General features: G+C 59.8%; 14 protein-coding genes and 1 tRNA gene. 9 read left to right on the forward strand and 6 right to left on the reverse strand.

Annotated features, from left to right (window positions below; genetic code table 11):
- The first annotated feature begins 305 nt into the window (after positions 1-305).
- On the forward strand, positions 306-1,316 hold the full coding sequence (locus VN623_RS11880; protein ID WP_325571203.1) for a CarD family transcriptional regulator: 1,011 nt from the start codon (positions 306-308) through the stop codon (positions 1,314-1,316).
- 23 nt (positions 1,317-1,339) lie between these two features.
- On the opposite strand, the gene VN623_RS11885 is transcribed toward VN623_RS11880, so the two are convergent.
- Positions 1,340-2,317, reverse strand: a complete 978-nt coding sequence (locus VN623_RS11885; RefSeq protein WP_325571204.1) for a thermonuclease family protein — start codon at positions 2,315-2,317, stop codon at positions 1,340-1,342.
- Between the two features lie 422 nt (positions 2,318-2,739).
- Between VN623_RS11885 and VN623_RS11890 the strand changes: the two genes are divergently transcribed.
- A tRNA-Arg gene (locus tag VN623_RS11890) sits at positions 2,740-2,816 on the forward strand.
- A 16-nt stretch (positions 2,817-2,832) separates the two neighbouring features.
- On the opposite strand, the gene VN623_RS11895 is transcribed toward VN623_RS11890, so the two are convergent.
- The gene (locus VN623_RS11895; protein WP_325571205.1) at positions 2,833-3,162 is read right to left on the reverse strand and encodes a hypothetical protein; all 330 of its coding nucleotides are present in this window, start codon (positions 3,160-3,162) and stop codon (positions 2,833-2,835) included.
- A gap of 232 nt (positions 3,163-3,394) precedes the next feature.
- Here VN623_RS11895 and VN623_RS11900 point away from each other — a divergent pair, with 232 nt between their 5' ends.
- The 6 genes from VN623_RS11900 to VN623_RS11925 all read left to right on the forward strand — a co-directional run bounded on the left by VN623_RS11900 (position 3,395) and on the right by VN623_RS11925 (position 11,639).
- Entirely contained in the window at positions 3,395-4,015 is a 621-nt protein-coding gene (locus VN623_RS11900) for a response regulator transcription factor (protein WP_325571206.1), read from the forward strand.
- A 232-nt stretch (positions 4,016-4,247) separates the two neighbouring features.
- Positions 4,248-5,465: an aminotransferase class V-fold PLP-dependent enzyme gene (locus VN623_RS11905; RefSeq protein ID WP_325571207.1), complete on the forward strand. Its 1,218-nt coding sequence runs from the start codon at positions 4,248-4,250 to the stop codon at positions 5,463-5,465.
- A gap of 128 nt (positions 5,466-5,593) precedes the next feature.
- Positions 5,594-6,550 (forward strand): CoA ester lyase, encoded by a 957-nt coding sequence (locus VN623_RS11910; protein WP_325571208.1) that lies wholly within the window; start codon positions 5,594-5,596, stop codon positions 6,548-6,550.
- A 43-nt stretch (positions 6,551-6,593) separates the two neighbouring features.
- Positions 6,594-7,760 carry a malate--CoA ligase subunit beta gene (locus tag VN623_RS11915; RefSeq protein WP_325571209.1) on the forward strand — a complete coding sequence of 389 codons (1,167 nt, stop codon included), beginning with the start codon at positions 6,594-6,596 and terminating at the stop codon, positions 7,758-7,760.
- A gap of 15 nt (positions 7,761-7,775) precedes the next feature.
- Positions 7,776-8,675 carry a succinate--CoA ligase subunit alpha gene (sucD, locus tag VN623_RS11920; protein WP_325571210.1) on the forward strand — a complete coding sequence of 300 codons (900 nt, stop codon included), beginning with the start codon at positions 7,776-7,778 and terminating at the stop codon, positions 8,673-8,675.
- A 105-nt stretch (positions 8,676-8,780) separates the two neighbouring features.
- Complete coding sequence (locus VN623_RS11925) at positions 8,781-11,639, forward strand: phosphoenolpyruvate carboxylase (RefSeq protein WP_325571211.1); 2,859 nt, start codon at positions 8,781-8,783, stop codon at positions 11,637-11,639.
- A gap of 65 nt (positions 11,640-11,704) precedes the next feature.
- Here VN623_RS11925 and prmB read toward each other — a convergent pair whose 3' ends face one another.
- From prmB to VN623_RS11940, 3 genes are all read right to left on the reverse strand, one after another.
- Complete coding sequence (gene prmB / locus VN623_RS11930; RefSeq protein WP_325571212.1) at positions 11,705-12,646, reverse strand: 50S ribosomal protein L3 N(5)-glutamine methyltransferase; 942 nt, start codon at positions 12,644-12,646, stop codon at positions 11,705-11,707.
- A gap of 192 nt (positions 12,647-12,838) precedes the next feature.
- Complete coding sequence (locus VN623_RS11935) at positions 12,839-13,939, reverse strand: fatty acid desaturase (protein ID WP_325571213.1); 1,101 nt, start codon at positions 13,937-13,939, stop codon at positions 12,839-12,841.
- Between the two features lie 245 nt (positions 13,940-14,184).
- Positions 14,185-15,501, reverse strand: a complete 1,317-nt coding sequence (locus VN623_RS11940) for a DUF2541 domain-containing protein (protein ID WP_325571214.1) — start codon at positions 15,499-15,501, stop codon at positions 14,185-14,187.
- 444 nt (positions 15,502-15,945) lie between these two features.
- Here VN623_RS11940 and VN623_RS11945 point away from each other — a divergent pair, with 444 nt between their 5' ends.
- On the forward strand, positions 15,946-16,785 hold the full coding sequence (locus VN623_RS11945) for a polysaccharide lyase (RefSeq protein WP_325571215.1): 840 nt from the start codon (positions 15,946-15,948) through the stop codon (positions 16,783-16,785).
- Positions 16,786-17,040: 255 nt separating this feature from the next.
- On the opposite strand, the gene VN623_RS11950 is transcribed toward VN623_RS11945, so the two are convergent.
- Positions 17,041-18,177: a thermonuclease family protein gene (locus VN623_RS11950; protein ID WP_325571216.1), complete on the reverse strand. Its 1,137-nt coding sequence runs from the start codon at positions 18,175-18,177 to the stop codon at positions 17,041-17,043.
- Positions 18,178-18,196: the final 19 nt, after the last annotated feature.

The raw sequence follows: 18,196 nt of genomic DNA on the forward strand, positions 1-18,196 counted from the left end.
CATTTAGTGCGCACAAATCCGGAACGGCCGTGAACAAAAAAGGGGTGCCTGGCTCTGAAAGGCATCTCTCAAAGAGACTTTATGGGGCGTCACTGGGCCAATTCAGAGCCGGTCGGGATTTGCAAAGTTAGGCCACAATAGAGCGCGCAGGGGACAGCCTCTCGTAAAGAGTAGGCTCGGATCAGTGCGCGCGTGTTGTGGGCGGAGTTTCGCCCGCGGCACGGATGTCCCGCCTTAACAAAGGCGGACCTTGGCGGAGCCGGTCATTCCGGTCACGCGCAGTATGCGAGAGTGAGAAAAACGATATGGCTCAGAAGAAAAAAGCTCCGGTCAGCCCCAAGTCCGCAGCCAAGCCGGCCGTTCGCAAGGCCGTCCCGCTGAAGGTTGCCGCTAGCGCCCTGAAATCCGCCAAGCAAGCCGTCAAAGCGAAGATTGAAACCGCTCCGAAGCCGTCGCTTGCGAAGGCCAAGGTTGCGCAGCCGGCGGCCGTTGTCAAATCCTTGAAGAAGTCCCAGCCGATTGCTGCGAAGGGTGTTGCAAAAACTGGGCCCGTTATTGCTGCAAAAAAACCGGCAGCGCCGGCGAATCTCGCGATGAAGGCAGCCCCCGCCCCTCAGCGTGCGATGGCCGTTCCGGCCTCGGCGCATAAGTCGGCCAGCCAGAAGCTGACCGCTTCCGTCGCATCGGCTCACCGGCCCGCGACGCCGAAGGCGATCGCGGAAAAGGCCGCCGCCGCGCGTCAGATTCTCGCCGTTCAAAAGAAGCCCGTCAGCCAGCGTCACGGTTTCAAGGCCAACGAATTTATCGTCTATCCGGCGCACGGTGTCGGCCGCATCGTCGGCATCGAGGAGCAGGAAATCGCCGGCATGTCGCTTGAACTCTTTGTCATCACCTTTGACAAGGAGAAGCTGACGCTGCGCGTGCCGACCGGCAAGCTTGCAAGCGTCGGTATGCGCAAGCTCGCCGACGAGGCGCTGGTCAAGAAGGCGATGGATACGCTCAAAGGCCGGGCACGCATCAAACGTACGATGTGGAGCCGCAGGGCCCAGGAGTATGTCGCGAAGATCAACTCCGGCGATTTGATTTCGATCGCCGAAGTCGTGCGCGATCTCTTCCGCTCCGAGGCTCAGCCCGAACAGTCGTACTCTGAGCGCCAGCTTTATGAGGACGCGCTTGATCGCATGGCACGTGAACTCGCCGCCGTCGAAAAGCTCGACGAGAGGGGCGCCGTGCAACGCATCACGGAGATCCTGTCGAAGAGCGCCAAAGGCCGTCGACTGGCCGAAAGTGAAGCAGCGGGCGAGGCCGCCGCATAAACGCGAAAAGCCAAGCTTTAGCGCTACAAGTTTACCGCGCCCGGTTCCGCTTCTTCCGTCGGAGCCGGGCGCAAGTTTTTGGGGGGCTCGGAATCGGGTGATGCTTCGACAGGAGCACGGGCCGGTTGCGCTTCCCCGGGCGTGCTTCGTTCGCTGACAGCGGAGGGCTCCTCCGCGTCATCGATCACCTCGATCTCGGATGGATCGGCGACGTCGATCAGCGGGCCGTTTCGCCGTTCGATCCAGCCACGGACGATCACCGTTTTCGCTGCAACGCCGTCGAGCGTGCGCGCCAAATCCGGATGGGCGGCGAGAACGTTTTTTCCGACGCGCGCCGTGAAATCGGAACGATAGTCCGTGCCGAAGTTGAGATAGGTCGCACTTTTCGTACGGCCGACCGAAGCAACGGTTCCGATCACGCGCTCGTATTTTCCGCGCAGCGCCATTAGCGCAGCCGGGACGTTCGCGGGCTTCGTGCCGTAAACGCCGTTGTTCCAAAGCCCCAAGTGTTTGCGCCGCGCTTCGGCTTCGTGCGCCAACAACTCGCGCGCACAGACAAAACTTTCCGGCAGGCCGTAGACGCGGGCATGGCCACCGGCAAGCAAATCGCCCTGCACCCATTCATCGCCGGAGGTTTCTTCGAGAAAGACGTGCGCGAGATAGCGGCCGTATCGATCCTTATGGCGTCCTCCGAAGGCGAGCTTCACACGTCTGCCGAGCACCAGATCGGAAAGCGCTTTGACGGCATCAGTTTCCGGCGGCCAGGCGCCCGCCGCGGCACCGGCATCGCGCGCCCGGGGTGCAAGAGCGCCGATGAGGCGAACCACACTGCCGTCATCGAGCGTCAACGTTTCGCCATCGAGAATGCGAGCAACCGTCCGCGCCGGTCCGGGATCGAGCGTGCAGGGTTCGATTGTTTTGGCGTCATCGGCATGCGCCGAGAGTGCCGGCGCCAACAGGCTCGCCGCTCCGGCAACAACACTCAAAACCAACCGCCCCATGATTGAAATTCAGACCACAGACGCGGGCGAGCGCCAAGAGCCCGACTGCATGACGAGTGAAAATCGCACGCCAATCGTCGAGGCGGTTGTCGAACCAACCACGGAGCGACTTATCGCAGAATTGATTTAGCTGGTGCCTGCCGGGGCGATTGGCCGCGAGCGGCCCAACTCACGGGCCCCGCTAAGCCGATTGGCTTTTTACCCGCACGCTCGCGGCCACAATTCAAGATAAATCACATTGCTGACATTTTCAATCTCAAGTGGTGAACGGCGTTCGATGCCCGCGTTTCGGCACGCGGAGATTGTTTCGGGCGCCGGGGTTCAGCGCACAGCTCCGATGGGCGGCAATGCTTGACCTGCTGCCATGTGGACCGCATAGGTTTTCGCGCTCGCCGCGCCCGGTATCAGGCGCCGCCGAGCTTGGCCCCGTAGCTCAGCTGGATAGAGCAACGGTTTCCTAAACCGTAGGTCGCGTGTTCGAATCACGCCGGGGTCGCCAAAGCTCTTCCGGAAGCTTACCAGCGGCCGCGGTGTCCCCAGCCGCGATGCCCCCAACCACCATGCCCCCAACCGCCACGCCAGTAGCCGCGACGCGGGCCCCAGTAAGGATAAAAGCCGGCAGCGTAGTACGGATACGGGCGGCGATAATACGTTACGATCGGCGGATCGTCGTAATAGTAGTCGGGCTCATAGTACCGGCGCTCGACGCGAACCGGTGGCACGGGTCTTTCGACGTACGCCTCCGACTCTTCGTAATAATCGCGGCCTAGATCGGCAGCCGACGCGACGCTCGGCGCAATGCCGGCAAGTGCGAAAGTTGTAAGAATGCAAAGCAGCGTTTTCATCGCATCGCCTCCATACATAGCTTTGAGCTAAAAAACGCCCGTCAGGGTGAATGGTTGCTGAACATTCCAAGGGCGAAAAGCCACGACCTGTCAGCCGCTTTTGCTCAAATAATTTGCATCCTTGTGTGAAGATTACGTTTGCGAGTCGGGCCTGGCGATTAGTTCCGGACGCGGCTGGGAGAGACTTGCGGCAGATCATGGCAGCAGCCGCTTCTTAAGGATCGTGGCACCAATGGCCGCCAAGATTGAAGTTGCGATTGCCGATCAGAACCCGTTCGTTCGAGCAGGTCTTGAATCCCTCGTGCAGCGCGACGGACGCTTCAAGGTCTGCGGCGTGCACGACAGCGGCACCGCGCTGATCGAAGCGTTGCGGGCAAAACCCGTCGAAATAGCGATCGTCGGCTGGACGCTTCCGGATATGACCGGCGGCGCCGTGCTGGCGCGCGTGAAGCAGGAAAAGTGGCAGACGCGCATCGTCATCTATACCGGCGAGCGCAGTAACGACGTTCTCAAAAGTTCGGTGAAGGGCGGCGCCTGGGGCTTCGTGTCGAAGACGGAAGATCCGCAGGTTCTTCTCGAAGCCGTCGTTTCCGTCGCGCGCGGCCGCTTGTCGCTGCCTTACGTCGACATCGACTTGTTGAATCATGATCCACTCGAAGGTTTGACGGCGCGCGAACGCGAACTTCTTGCTGCACTTGCGAACGGTTGGACCAATCTGCAAATCGCGGCGCGCACCGGTATTTCGCGCAACACAGTGAAATATCATTTAAAAAATTTATACGACAAGCTTGGCGTGTCGAACCGCGCGATGGCTGTTGCGCTGCACGTTTCGGTTAACCGCAACGATGACTAAGAAAGTTGTTACGGCATCGAACGTCCGGAGGTGGGTAGGTGCGACTACCCGCGCACCTGCCCAACAGGGTGTTGTGACTTTTTCGTTCCCACTCTCACTGTCCACCTGCTAGTTAAAGAGCAACGCCCGTATCTGCGATAGGGCGGAAGGATCAGCAAAAGCACGCCGGACCGTTTCCCCAGCAGACTTTGGGGGTCGTCGGCTTGGCTCAAAGCACTGCGGAGAAACGCTCATGACGGTTATGCCTCATCTTTTTATTCCCGGCCCGACGACGATTCCAGACGCCGTGCGCATATCGATGAATCTTCCGATGGAAGACATGCGCTCGCCGGAATTTCCGAAATTCACGCTGCCGGTGTTCGAGGACCTGAAGAAGGTCTTCAAGATGAAGGACGGCCGCGTTTTCATTTTCCCCTCGTCCGGAACGGGCGCTTGGGAATCGGCAATCGAGAATACTCTTGCCGTCGGCGATAAGGTTTTGATGAGCCGCTTCGGCCAGTTCTCGTTGCTCTGGGTCGATATGGCCGAACGTCTCGGCCTCAAAGTTGAAGTTTGCGATGAAGAGTGGGGCGTTGGCGTTCCCGTCGAGAAGTATGCCGACATCCTTGCCAAGGATAAGAGCCACGAAATCAAGGCCGTATTCGTCACGCAGAACGAAACGGCGACCGGCGTCGCAAGTGACGTCGCTGGCGTGCGCAAGGCTCTCGATGCCGCAAAGCATCCCGCACTGCTGATGGTCGACGGTGTGTCGTCGGTTGGTTCGCTTGAGATGCGCATGGGCGACTGGGGCGTCGACTGCTGCGTCTCGGGTTCGCAGAAGGGCTTCATGCTACCGACGGGCCTCGGCATTCTCGCCGTCAGCCAGAAGGCTCTCGATGCAAACAAGAACCAGAACGGCCGCATGAACCGCTGCTTCTTCGCATTCGAGGACATGATCAAGACGAACGATCAGGGATACTTTCCTTATACGCCTGCGACCCAGTTGATCCGCGGACTACGCACGTCCCTCGATCTTCTGCTCGGCGAAGGCATCGACAACGTCGTGGCGCGCCATCATCGTCTGGCGTCGGGCGTACGCGCCGGCGTTCACGCGTGGGGCCTCAAGCTTTGCGCCAAGGAACCGAAATGGTACTCCGACACCGTGTCGGCCGTTCTCGTTCCCGAAGGCATCGACAGCAACGCCGTGACGAAAACGGCTTACTATCGCTACAACACGTCTCTTGGCCTCGGCCTCAACAAGGTCGCCGGTAAAGTCTTCCGCATCGGCCACCTCGGCGCGCTCGACGAGTTTATGGTCGGCGGCGCTCTCTTCGCAGTCGAAATGGCGCTCAAGGACTGCGGTGTTCCCGTCAAGCTCGGTTCGGGTACGGGCGCTGCAGCTGAGTACTTCACCAAGCATGCGGTCAAGTCGGCGACCAGCGCCGAGCCGGTAAAAGCCAAAGCAGCTTGAATTCAACGCCCAGCCCGCAAGGGCTGGGCGAAGCATTTTTAGAATGTTCCGGTTCGCGGAAAATGCCGCGTGCCCGCATCCTCCAACAATCATCGTGCCAACGAACAAACGCCAGGAAGGCAACGCCAATGAGTTACACGCTTTACCCGCTCCGCAAGCAAAGACTGCAGCGTTCGACGCTGGCGGTTCCGGGTTCCAACCCGACCATGATCGATCGCGCCATCAAGAGCGCCGCCGATTATGTCTTCCTCGACTGCGAAGACGCAGTCGCGCCGCCGGAAAAAGAGCAGGCAAGAAAAAACATCATCCAGGCGCTGAACGATCTCAACTGGAAGGGCGCGGGTAAGACGGTTTGCGTTCGCATCAACGGCCTCGACACGCACTACATGTATCGCGACGTCGTCGACATCATGGAGCAGGCTGGGTCAAAACTCGACACGTTCATGATCCCGAAGGTTGGCGTACCGGCCGACGTTTATGTCGTTGAATGCATCGTCAGCCAGATCGAGGAAGCCAAGGGTTATAAGAACAGGGTCGGCACCGAAGCGCTCATCGAGACGCCGCTCGGCATGGCTAACGTCGAAGCAATTGCCTCTGCCCCGAGCCGCCTCGAGGCGCTGCATTTCGGCGTCGCCGATTACGCAGCCTTCAACAAGGCGCGCACCGTCGTCATCGGCGGTCTCAATCCGGACTATCCCGGCGATCAGTGGCACTTCGCTCTGTCGCGCATGACCGTCGCCTGCCGCGCTTATGGCCTGCGGCCGATCGATGGCCCGTTCGGCGGCATCGACGATCCCGATGGCTTCAAGGCGGGCGCTCGCCGCGCAGCAGCGCTCGGCGTCGAAGGCAAATGGGCTATCCACCCCTCACAGATCGAACTTTGCAACGACGTCTTCTCGCCGACGCCGAAAGAAATCGAGCGCGCCGAACGAATCCTCGTAGCGCTGAAAGAAGCCGAAGCCCAGGGCAAGGGCGCTGCTTCACTTGACGGCAAGATGATTGACGCCGCATCGGAGAAGATGGCGAAAAACCTTCTGGTCACGTCCGCGGCCATCAAGGCATCCGACGCAGCCCACAAGAAATAAGACACGCTGGAAACGCAAGACTTATCCCAAGGAGGTCCAAGACATGGACATTCATGAGTATCAGGCCAAGGAGCTTCTTTCGAAGTTCGGCGTGCCGATCCCGCGCGGTGGCCTCGCATACAGCCCCGAGCAGGCAACCTACCGCGCCAGCGAGCTTGGCGGCGCCGTCGTCGTGAAGGCGCAGATCCACTCCGGCGCCCGCGGCAAGGCTGGTGGCGTCAAGGTCTGCAAGAACGAGCAGGAAATCGCCGATGCGGCCGAGTTTCTTCTCGGCCGCAAACTCGTGACGCATCAGACAGGCCCTGCAGGCAAGCTGGTGTCGCGCCTCTACATCGAGGAAGCGACGAATATCGACAAGGAGATCTATCTCGGCTTCGTGATGGATCGTGCTTCCGAACGCATCGTCGTGGTGGCCTCAGCCGCGGGCGGCATGGACATCGAGGAAATCTCGGCGTCACAGCCCGATACGATCATCCGCGTCAGTGTCGACCCGGCAGTCGGCATGCAGCAGTTCCAAGCCCGCGAAATCGCTTTTGGGCTCGGCGTTGATCCCGAGATCGTCAACAAGCTCGTGCCCGCGATCATGGGTTGCTATCGCGCCTTCCGCGATCTCGATGCGATGATGGTTGAGGTCAATCCGCTCGTCATAACCAAGGAAAAGCAGGTTGTGGCGCTCGACGCGAAAATGTCGTTCGACGAAAACGCGCTGTTCCGGCGGCCGCACATTGCCGAGCTTCGCGACAAGAGCCAGGAAGACCCGCGCGAAACCTACGCGTCGGATCGCGGACTTGCCTACGTCGGCCTCGACGGCGACATCGGCTGCATCGTCAACGGTGCGGGACTTGCGATGGCGACGCTCGATATGATCAAATTGGCCGGTGGGGAGCCCGCAAACTTCCTCGACATCGGCGGCGGCGCGTCACCGGAACGCGTCACGAAGTCGTTCAAGGCAGTTCTTCGTGATAGGAACGTAAAGGCCATTCTCGTCAACGTCTTCGCCGGCATCAACCGCTGCGACTGGGTCGCGAAAGGTGTTGTCGACGCCGTCAAGGAACTCGAAATTACGATGCCGATCGTGGTTCGCCTCGCAGGCACGAACGTCGAAGAAGGACGCAAGATCATCGACAATAGCGGCTTGGCAGTCATCAGTGCGGAAACGCTCGCCGATGCCGCCAAGAAAGCGGTCGCCGCAGCGAAAAAATCGGCCTAGTCGGGAGACGCAGCAATGGCAATCTTCATCAACGAGAAAACGCCGATCCTGATCCAGGGCTTCACCGGACGCATCGGCACGTTCCACGCTCAGGAAATGATCGACTACGGCTCTAACGTCGTGGGTGGTGTGACGCCGGGCAAAGGCGGTTCATCGCATCTCGGCAGGCCGGTGTTCAACACCGTCAAGGGCGCTGTCGACGAAACGGGCGCGGAGGCATCGATCGTATTCGTGCCACCGCCGTTCGCCGCCGATGCGATCATGGAAGCAGCGGACGCGGGCATTAAATACTGCGTCTGCATTACGGATGGCATACCTGCCCAGGATATGATCCGCGTTAAGCGCTACATGCGGCGCTACAAGAAAGAGAGCCGCATGGTGCTGACCGGGCCGAACTGCGCCGGCACGATTTCGCCTGGAAAGGCGATGCTCGGCATCATGCCGGGTCATATCTATCTTGCTGGTCGCGTCGGCATCGTCGGGCGCTCTGGTACGCTTGGATATGAAGCGGCGGAACAAATGAAGGCGCTCGGTATCGGCGTCTCGACGTCGGTCGGCATCGGTGGCGATCCCATCAATGGGTCGTCGCATCGCGACGTGCTCGAGGCATTCGAGAACGACCCCGAGACCGACGCCGTGTTGATGGTCGGCGAGATCGGCGGGCCGCAGGAAGCCGAAGCCGGATTGTTTGCCAAGGAACACATGAAGAAGCCAGTGATTGCCTACATCGCGGGTCTGTCGGCTCCGAAAGGTCGCCGCATGGGCCATGCCGGCGCTATCGTGTCGGCATTCGGTGAGTCTGCTGCCGAGAAGGTCGAGATCCTCAAAGGTTGCGGCGTGACGATTGCGCCAACGCCTTCGGAAATGGGTTCGACTGTCGCGCAAGTTCTCGGGCGGATGAAGAAGGTAGCTTGATTTCGGTGCCGACCGGAGCGCGTCGCCGCTCCGGTCTTCGCCGCGGAGTTCTCTGAACGGCGCTCGCATTCTGTCCCCCGCACGGGGACGTGGAGGTTAGGTTTAATGCAGGACAGGACGCCAGCTGCAAGCTCGATTAAACTCGATGAGAGCCAGCTGATCGAGGAATTGAAGCGTCTCAGAACGCAAATCCCTGACAACCCATCGCTCAATCCGATTTTGAACGTCGCCTTCGAATTGTCGCGCCGGCTTGAATCGGGAGCCGTGTCTTTCGACGAGATGAAAGCCCTCGCCGGCCGGTTGATGGATCGCGCTTGCGTTCGCCGGGCGCGCCGCCTTCGCGAGAAGGTCGGTTACGTCGACCAGGCATCGACGCTTAAAGATTTCACGACGTATGTCGAAAAAACCGCGAACGAAGCTGGGTCCATCGAGGCGTTTGCCGAACGCTGGTCTCGGGCGCGCACCGGCATCGTTCTGACCGCGCATCCAACCTTCGGTCTTTCCGACGCGCTCTATCGCCGGATGGTCGAAATTGCCGTCTCCGACACGCCTGCCAAGGACGTGACGATCGGCTTGCCCCACCGTCCCGAAGAGACGTTGACGCTGCAGCACGAGCACAAGTGCGTGCAAGGCGCGATTGGCAATCTGCGCAACGCCTACGAAGAATTGCTGCATGGGTTCTTCAGCGTCGCCGCGCAGAAATTTGGCGACGCGGCATTCAAGCTGCGGCCGAAACTCACGACCTTCGCGTCATGGGTCGGCTATGACCTCGACGGCCGCAACGACATTGCATGGACATTCTCCTTCCAGGTGCGGTTGCTGGAAAAGCGTGCGGCGCTTGCAGATATCCGCGAACGGTTTGTTGTTCTGAAGCACAAGCTCGAAGGTGGCGACGCGACGCAACGCATCGCACGCCAGATCGTCGGCAAACTAGATCTCGGCATAGCCGCAGTCGATGAGCAGATAAAAGCCCTCGAGAATTTCGCGAATGATCCCACAGGCCTTGCGAAAGCCGCCAACGTCATTACCAAAACTGACGGCTACAATCTGCTGACGGTCGAGCCGTTGCAGACGCTGTTCGACAACCTGATCGATGCGGTTGAAGCGCCGCAGATGAAGCGCGCCATTGCGGCGTTGGCCGGGCTCGTCGCCGCCACGGGCCTCGGCACGGCGCATATCCATTTGCGCATAAACGCTCTGCAATTGAATAACGCCTTCCGCGCCTACGTGCACGAACCATGGACTCGCGATCTAACAGAGAGCCAGTCGCTCGCTCGCATTGTCGAGATGATCAAGAACTGCCCGCGCGAGACGGTCAACTTCGCCACTCTCGATCTCGAAACGGCGACGGCCATTCGCCAGTTCGCGCTGACGGCCCAAATCCAAAAGCATGTCGACAAGGAAACTCCGATCCGATTTTTGATCGCCGAGGCTGAATCGCCTGCAACGATCCTGATCGCGGTGTTCTTCGCCAAACTATTCGGCGTCGACAATATCACTGACATCTCGCCGCTGTTCGAAACACCGTCGGGCCTCGAGAATGGCGCACGCATCATGGAGCGCCTGGTCGAGGAGGAAGCCTACCGGGAATATGTTGGTGGCCGTAAGCGGCTCAGCATCCAAACGGGGTTCTCGGACGCCGGCCGCTTCATCGGCCAGATTCCGGCAACGTTGGCGATTGAGCGGTACTATAACGGTCTTGCGGCGCTCGTTGATAAGGCGAAGCTCGACGGAGTCGAGACGCTGATCTTCTCGACGCACGGAGAGTCGGTAGGCCGCGGAGCGCATCCGGGCACTCTCTATACGCGGCTTCACTACTTGATGACGGACGAGTCGCGTCACCGTTTCGCCGATGCCAAGATACCCGTGAAGCACGAGACGAGCTTCCAGGGCGGCGACGGTTACATGTATTTCGGCAACCGTGCCCTGACGACGCGCGCCTTGGCGACCGTCGTCATGGACGGCGAAATTCCGCGCGTCGAAAACGATCCTTTCTATTCCGAACAGAATTTCAGTCTGGATTTCTTCCTGCGGCTCAGGGCCTTCCAGCAGAAGCTCTTTGCGCATGACGGGTACCGGGCGGTGCTCGGCGCTTTCGGGCCGAACCTGTTGTTCAAGACCGGTTCGCGGCCCGTGAAGCGGCAAGGCGAGCACACATCGGATCGTGGCAATCCGGCACGCATGCGCGCCATTCCGAATAATGCGATCCTGCAGCAGTTCGGCTATATCGCCAACGTCGTTGCGGGCCTCGGAACCGCCGTCGGAAGCGACCTCGACCGGTTCAACAAACTGGCGAAGTCGTCGAAGCGCTTGCAGTCTCTGCTTGCGATGATTGCCTACGCCAAGACGATCTCGAGCCTCAATGCGATGGCGGCGAATGCCAAGGTGTTCGATGCCGGACTATGGGCGGCGCGCGCATCGTGGGGTCGCGAGCAGACGTTGAACGCCGCATTCCGCACGCTTGCGACGCACCTGTTGCCCGATGACCGGCAGGGCGCCATTTCCGAACTCGTTCATCTTCTGCGGCTTGACGCCATCGACCTGCACTCCATTCTCGAAGATCAAAACATCGAGGGCGGCAAGGTTCCGGATGCCACCCGCCTTGAACTTGATCTGTTGCAGGCGATCAGGCTGGCGCTGATCATGCGCATCTATATTCTTGCAGCGCAGCTTCCGCGCTTTACGCCGCAAGACGGCCTATCCCACAGCGTGGTTTTGGACATGGCTCTGAGCCTCGAAATTCCGGAAGTCGTGAGCATCATGCGCAAGGCTTTCCCGCACGATGCCAAGAACCTTGGTGGAAAAGGCTCGCCCGACTTCGATGAAGAAGCGAGCTACCGGCCGCGCGGCATTGACGACTATGCGCGCCTTGAAACCGAAATCTTGACGTCGATGGAATCGTCCTACGAATTCATGCGCGAGATCGGCACCGGCATTGCGCATCACTTCGGCGCATTCGGCTGACGCACACCGTTCGACACACGCGGTGGTCCTGCTGGCGGCGCGCGAGGTTCTCCGCCTTGCGCGGATCACCGCGTCAACTTCCCTTTGCGGGATCGTGACGGTTTCAGGTCTCCGGCCCGGAGCGTGAAGACCTCGGCTTCGTTGTCTTCCGTGTCGAGCCATAAGAAGGGCAAGTCTGGCCGCGCCGCTTCGAGCTTCCTCTTTCCAGTCCCGACTTCGACGATGAGAGTTCCGTTGGGCGCCAGGCGGCTGCCGGCACTGTCAAGAATACGGCGGACGAGGTCGAGACCATCGGCGCCGCCGAGATGCGCGATCTGCGGCTCGGCCCGATACTCCGGCGGAAACGCCTCGACGGCCTTCGCGCTTACGTACGGCGGATTCGAGATGATGAGATCGTAGGCGCCGGAAGGAAGCCCATCGAAGAGATCGGTCTTGAAGGTGCGAACACGCGCCTTCAGCCGATAGTCGCGGACGTTGCGATCGGCGACCGCGAGCGCATCGTCCGAAATATCGCATGCGTGAATTTCCGCGGCCGGGAATGCCTCAGCGGCGAGGATCGCGAGACACCCCGAGCCCGTGCAAAGATCGAGCACGCGATTGATGGCCATCGGATCGGGAACGATCGCTGCAAGATGATCCTGCGCCAGGAGTTCTCCAATAAGCGAGCGCGGAACGATCACGCGGTCATCGACATAAAACCTGCGGCCCTGGATGTAAGCCGCATTCGTCAAATAGGCGGCGGGCTTGCGCGTTTCGATACGCTTTGAAATGATGGCGGCAACGGCCTGGCGTTCTGTTGCGGTCAGCCGCGCGTCGAGCCAGGGATCGATGTTGTCGATCGGCAGGTCAAGCGTCGCTAGGACCAGAAAAGCGGCTTCGTCAACGGCGTTCGTGGTGCCGTGACCGTAGACGAGCTTGGCGCGCGTCATCGACGTGACGGCGTATCTCAGCCAATCGCGAACTGTTATCAGCTCGTCAGGCAGGCCTCGTTCGTCGTTCTTTGTCATGGTTTTCGGGTCTGGATCGCACGTGCGCTGGAGCGTTATTGCGGACTACGTGTTGCAGCCTGCGTGCAGCTTAGCAAGGTCATGCGGCGCAATGCGTGAAGATCAACTGGAAAGGGCCCGCCTTGCGGCGAGCCCCGTTGTCTTCCGAAATAAAATCTCGCTGCCCGGGACCATTGTCCCACGTGCACCGCTTCAGGCGTACGCCGGAAGCTCGTTGAAGCCGATCAGGCGGCGCTGACTTTCGTCCCACAATTTCAACCGCGCACATTTGATGCTGTCGCGCAATGTGAGCCGATTGATCGACTTCAGTTCGGGACTGGCGGCAAGGCAGTCGTGGAGCCGGTAGTTCGGGATCATGCTGTTCAAGTGATGAATGTGGTGTAGACCTATGTTGCCGGTGAACCAGTTCAGCACCCTGGGCATTTTATAGTAGGACGATCCGAGGAGTGCCGCGACCTGGAAGTCCCAGCCCTCGGCTTTGTCCCAGGTCGTCTCCTCGAACTGATGCTGAATGAAGAACAGCCAACCGCCCGTAGCCGACGCAATGTGTAGAACCGGCAATCCGACCCAAAGCACGTTGGAAAAGCCGAAGATATAGATGAGCGGCAGATAGAACGCGACGAGCCCGATGTTCAATCCGACGACGCTGCGCCACGTGTCGCGCGGCGGCAGAGCGTGAAGCCAAGGCAGTCTCTGAAGGATGACGAAATAAGCCGGTACGCCGAGCCCAAAGAGAAAAAGCGGATGCCGGTAGAGCCTGTAGCGCAGCTTCCTTAGCTTGGAGAGCTGAAGATATTCACGGACAGTAATGGTGTCGATGTCGCCGGCGCCGCGGCGGTCGAGATTGCCTGACGATGCATGATGATGCGCATGTTCGCGCCGCCAGACCGCATATGGCGCGAACGTCAGCACGCTCATACATCTGCCGACAAAGTCGTTGGCCGTACGCGAGGCGAAGAATGAACCGTGGCCGCAATCGTGCTGGATGATGAAGGCGCGGACCAGCAGGCCGGCTGCGGGCAGCGCCAGAAGCAGCGTCGCCCAATAAGCGGATTCGACCGTCGCAAACATCGCGCCGATGACGACGACGAGAGGTACCAACGTCGTGATCAATTGGCGTACGGCAAGCTTCGGCACCGAGCCGCGATATTTCTGACAATGTGCAGCAAGGCGGCGGACGCGCTGCTTTTGCGTCTCGGGCATCGGATCGGAACCGATGACCTGCGCTGGACGCGGCTCACGTGCGAGAATGTCGACGCGGCTCTCTGCATGAAGCGGTTGCTGAATTCTCAAGTTCAAGGCTTGGGTCCCCCAGGAGTGGAATCGAATGCCGTCCGCCGATCGGCGTCGCGTAGCATATTCCACTCGTTTCGGGAAACTGAGTCGATGCCATTTGCGTCAGAAATGCGTGTGTTGTGGCGCGTTTTGCTCTGTGTCGCATGAAATAACGGACACGTGGCGCCAGCAATCGAAAAAAGAGGGCCGACAATCGCCGGCCCCCTCCATTTTCGAAAATGCGTCACGTCTGGTCCGAAGCCTCAGTAATGCTGGGCCCAGACCTCGACGATCGCCGAGCCCTTGCCCTTGGCGGAGGCGTCGAAGAAACGCGACCGGTACTTGGCTTCGATGTGATCGATGGGCTGGCGCCTCTCGCCTTTCAGATCGATCGGTCCATAAGTACCGCCTGCGTCGACGCGCGTACGCACCGGTATCGTCTCTTCCACGCCATCGGAATAGACGACCTTGACTTCGTTCAAGGTGATGGCGCGATCACGAACCGTGACGCGAATTCGCCTGAAGCCGCCTTCGTTGCTTCCGACAGGAATGGAGTCCTTGTCGAAGCCGACGAAGCCTGCCGTGTGTGCTCCAAGTAGCACCCAGCCCTGATTGTACTTCCGGCCTTCGCCGTGGGGTCCAAGCCAGCCTGGCGCATATTTGCCGAAGATTTCGACCCGCGCTTGGCCGTTGAAGTTCGGCCGCGAGCGGTAGACCATCTGGATCTCTTTGATGAACCGGTCTCCTCGCAGGTCGATCCAACCTGTACGAGAATTTTTCGGGATGTCGGCATCAATGGCAAGCGTGTCGCTTTCGCCGTTGTTGTAGACGACCTTCAGTTCGTTGATGTGAATGTCGTTGTCGAGAATGCGTAGCCGGATCTTCGCGAACTTACCGACTTCGTTGCCGACGCGGATGACGTCGCGATCGGTTAGGAAACCGACGTACTGCGCGCCGAACAAAACGTCTCCGCCGGCGGTTTCTTGACCGGGCGCCGTTTGCGTCGGTTCGGGAACCGTTGGCCTTACGGGCATATCGCTCGAGACCTCCGAGTCCGAACTGCTCGATGGCCGCGACGGTCGTGGCGATGAAGTCGTGTACGAGCCGCCGCCTCGTCCGGAGCGGTCCATTCTGCGTCCTTCACCGTCCTGGATCCCGATCACCTGCAGGCGCCCGCGGCCGGGGCCCGGTTCCTGCGTGATGTTGATCTGGTCGATAAAACGGCTGTCGGGCGTTTCATTGATTGGACGGCTGCGCTCGCCCCAATACATATCGATCTGGCGATCTTCGTTATGAACCGTGCCATCGCTGTAGACGATCTGGACCCGCTGCAGATCGAACAACTTGCCCATCGCGTTTTTGACGCGAATACCTTTGTAGGCTCCCTTCGCCTGTCTAACATCGATCGTAAATCGATCGAGTGACAGGTCGACGTCTTGTTCGGAAATGATAATGAGCTGATCACGGCTATCGGAATAGTTATGGTGATAATGCCGATGGTGTCTGTAGCGAGCCTCAGCGCTCGTCCAGACGCTTGTCGCCAACACGGCGCACAGCCCCAATAGCAAACTACGAAACATTAAACGCACCCCTCCGCTGACCTGACGCGTGCCCCTCAGCGAGCGGCACTCTAGCGGCACGGAATGGAAAAGGCAGCGAAGAGACCAATCCGGAAACTTTAGCGGCGGCCTATGGTGTGAATCTGCAACATAAACTTACGGCGGATCCGTATGGGCGTTGTGTAATGGGCCTTGGCATAAGCTTTCAGCCTGCGTTTTTTTTCCACAGGGGCGATCCGGCATTCGCCGCGTGAAGGGGTGTAGGCCGCAATCCCTGATCGTCAGTTCGACCGCTTTATATCGGGACCGCCCCAGCGGCTGCCTCGCCTATTCAAAGGCGAGCAACTGAAATTTTAGAAACATTATTTAAGGTATGTGCGTGTTGGTCTCCGCGCACGAGGATTGGCAGCTTATCGTTGTACTGGGTTCGGGACTTAAAAAATGCCGTTCAATTGAGGCCTCGTTATGCGTGACATCAACAGCGGCGCCATAGTCTTCAACTTATCTGGTGGCGCAATCCTGATTACTGTTTTCGCCTATATGGGATTTGCGTTCTTTCATACCGATATCGTTGCGCCATGCACGGCGCGCTATCCCGCCGGCAAGCAGTTTGCGCTCGACAGCCAACGCGGCAATCTCCTCACACCGATCGAATTGCAAGGCCGCGCCGGGTCACGCGAGTGGGGGATTTTGACAAACGCTCAGATACTCGGTTCTGGCGCCGGCAACGACGCCGTCATGCAAGTCAGCCTTGCGTCGACCGATGTCGACGATGAGACCGCGCGCAACGGCGTCGGCTTCACCTGGCAATCTGCCGAGCTCGCAAAAGCAACCTCTGCGTGCCTGTCCTATCGGGTATTTCTGCCAGCCTCGTTCGCCTTTGCCAAACCAGGTTACTTGCCCGGTCTCTACGCCGCTTCTGACATCGCCGAACTCGATGCCAAGACGCCATCGGACGGCTACGTTGCGCGAGTCGGATGGGCCCAGGGCGGCGGCAGCGGCGTCGAGGTTCGTTCAGTCGGCGCTGGTACTTTGTGGCAAGGCGCGACGGTGGAGTCAGGACCATGGCCACTGGGACGTTGGGTCCCCGTGGAGCAGGAGATCGCACTCAATTCGAAAGGCGCCGGGGACGGCATATTGCGACTCTGGATCGACGGAAAATTGCGGATCGAAAACCGCTCATTGGCACTCAAATCGGATTCGAGCCCAGGCTTTTCCGGCGTCGTGGCGGACATTGGCTACGCGCATTCGGCGGGCGATCCGGTCACTCTGAAGGTGTCGCCGTTTGTTGTACAATGGCAATAGTCGCGGCCTGAGGCCTTTATTCAGCCCAATCAAAGCGTTGCAATTCGGCCATTAGCGCTTGCCAAGAAGGCACAGATTGACAACAAAACGCGAATCACGTCGCCCGCGCACTTGAAACGGTTGCGACTGTGAGCTGTATTGAGAGCCTAGAGCTTCAGCGCCGTCCCACATCCCCCAAATGGCGCAAGTTCTATTTCGCCCGCGGTCTCCCCCGACCGCGGGTTTTTTTGGCCGGATGGGTGCCAATTGCACTCTCTAGGACTGGTCTGACGGCTGAAAGCCCGCGGCCTTTGCCTCGTCTTCGCTACAGAACCAGCGCTCGCCTCTTTCCGTGCGGACTTTGGCGCGCCCATAATCGGCAAACCAAGGCAATTCGTATTGCTTGGACGAGGCGCGCACGAGTCCCTTGATCGGGCAACCGTCCGGCGCGTCGCGCTTCGCATCGGCCCAGGCATGTTCGCGCCACTCCTGCGGTCGTGCAACTTCGCCCTGCCAGATACCGGCTTTGGCGTTTCGTGCCTCATCCTCTTCGCTGCTCAGCGAATTGAAGAAAGAGCTCGTCGCGAACACGTGGCCGTTTCGCACGAGTTCAGCTGCGACGTCTTTGGTTCCGTCGATAACGCATCGGGCCAGGACGTAACCAGATTCGCCCTTGCCGGACGGCGTGCAGGTTACGGCCTTGCGGCGAACGATCTTGCGGAGACCGGCGCGCGCTGCGGCGGCGCATCCCCAGCGACGGCCGTTCGAACGATAGCAGGGTTGACTAGGCGCCGGCGCCTCGACGCCATCGAGACGCACGAGCTTTCCGCCGACGCGCATCAGATCGCCGGTTATTGCCGTGGCTCTGCCGGAAATTTCCGACGCGGTGGGTGCGGTTCCGGGCGTAATCTTTGCAACGGCAACGCCATCCGCGCTTCTGAGGATCGGTCCGCCCAAATAGATGAGCCCCAAGACGGTTGCAGCCCCGATGACGTGTTTCGATTTGACAGGCAGCTTGCGCGCGACGTCGGGCATTGCCCGGATCTTGTCGCGCGCCACATTCGCCGGACCCCGCGCGGCATCGACTAACGGGCCGGCGACGCGGCTCAGCGCATCGGAAAGCACGGCCATTGCGAACTTGGACCAGCGCGTCGCGGCATAGAAGACGGCGACGAGCAGGTCGAGCAACGCTGACCCAATGAAAGATAAGAACTTTGAAAATTGCGAACCGGCAAATGCAGCGCCGGCACGGCCGGCGTCAACGCCGGCGTCGCGTGCGTGCTTGACCTTTTCCAGTGCCGCAACACGCACATCCTCGACACGGCGCTGGCGATCGGCGCGGCGAACGAGAATCGTTGTCCGCACGTATTCGCGCCACTCGAAGCCTTCGCTGCGTCTGCGCCAGCCGAACATCAAGTTTCTCCCAGCGTGA

This window comes from Hyphomicrobium sp., assembly GCF_035572195.1.
Lineage (GTDB): Bacteria > Pseudomonadota > Alphaproteobacteria > Rhizobiales > Hyphomicrobiaceae > Hyphomicrobium_B.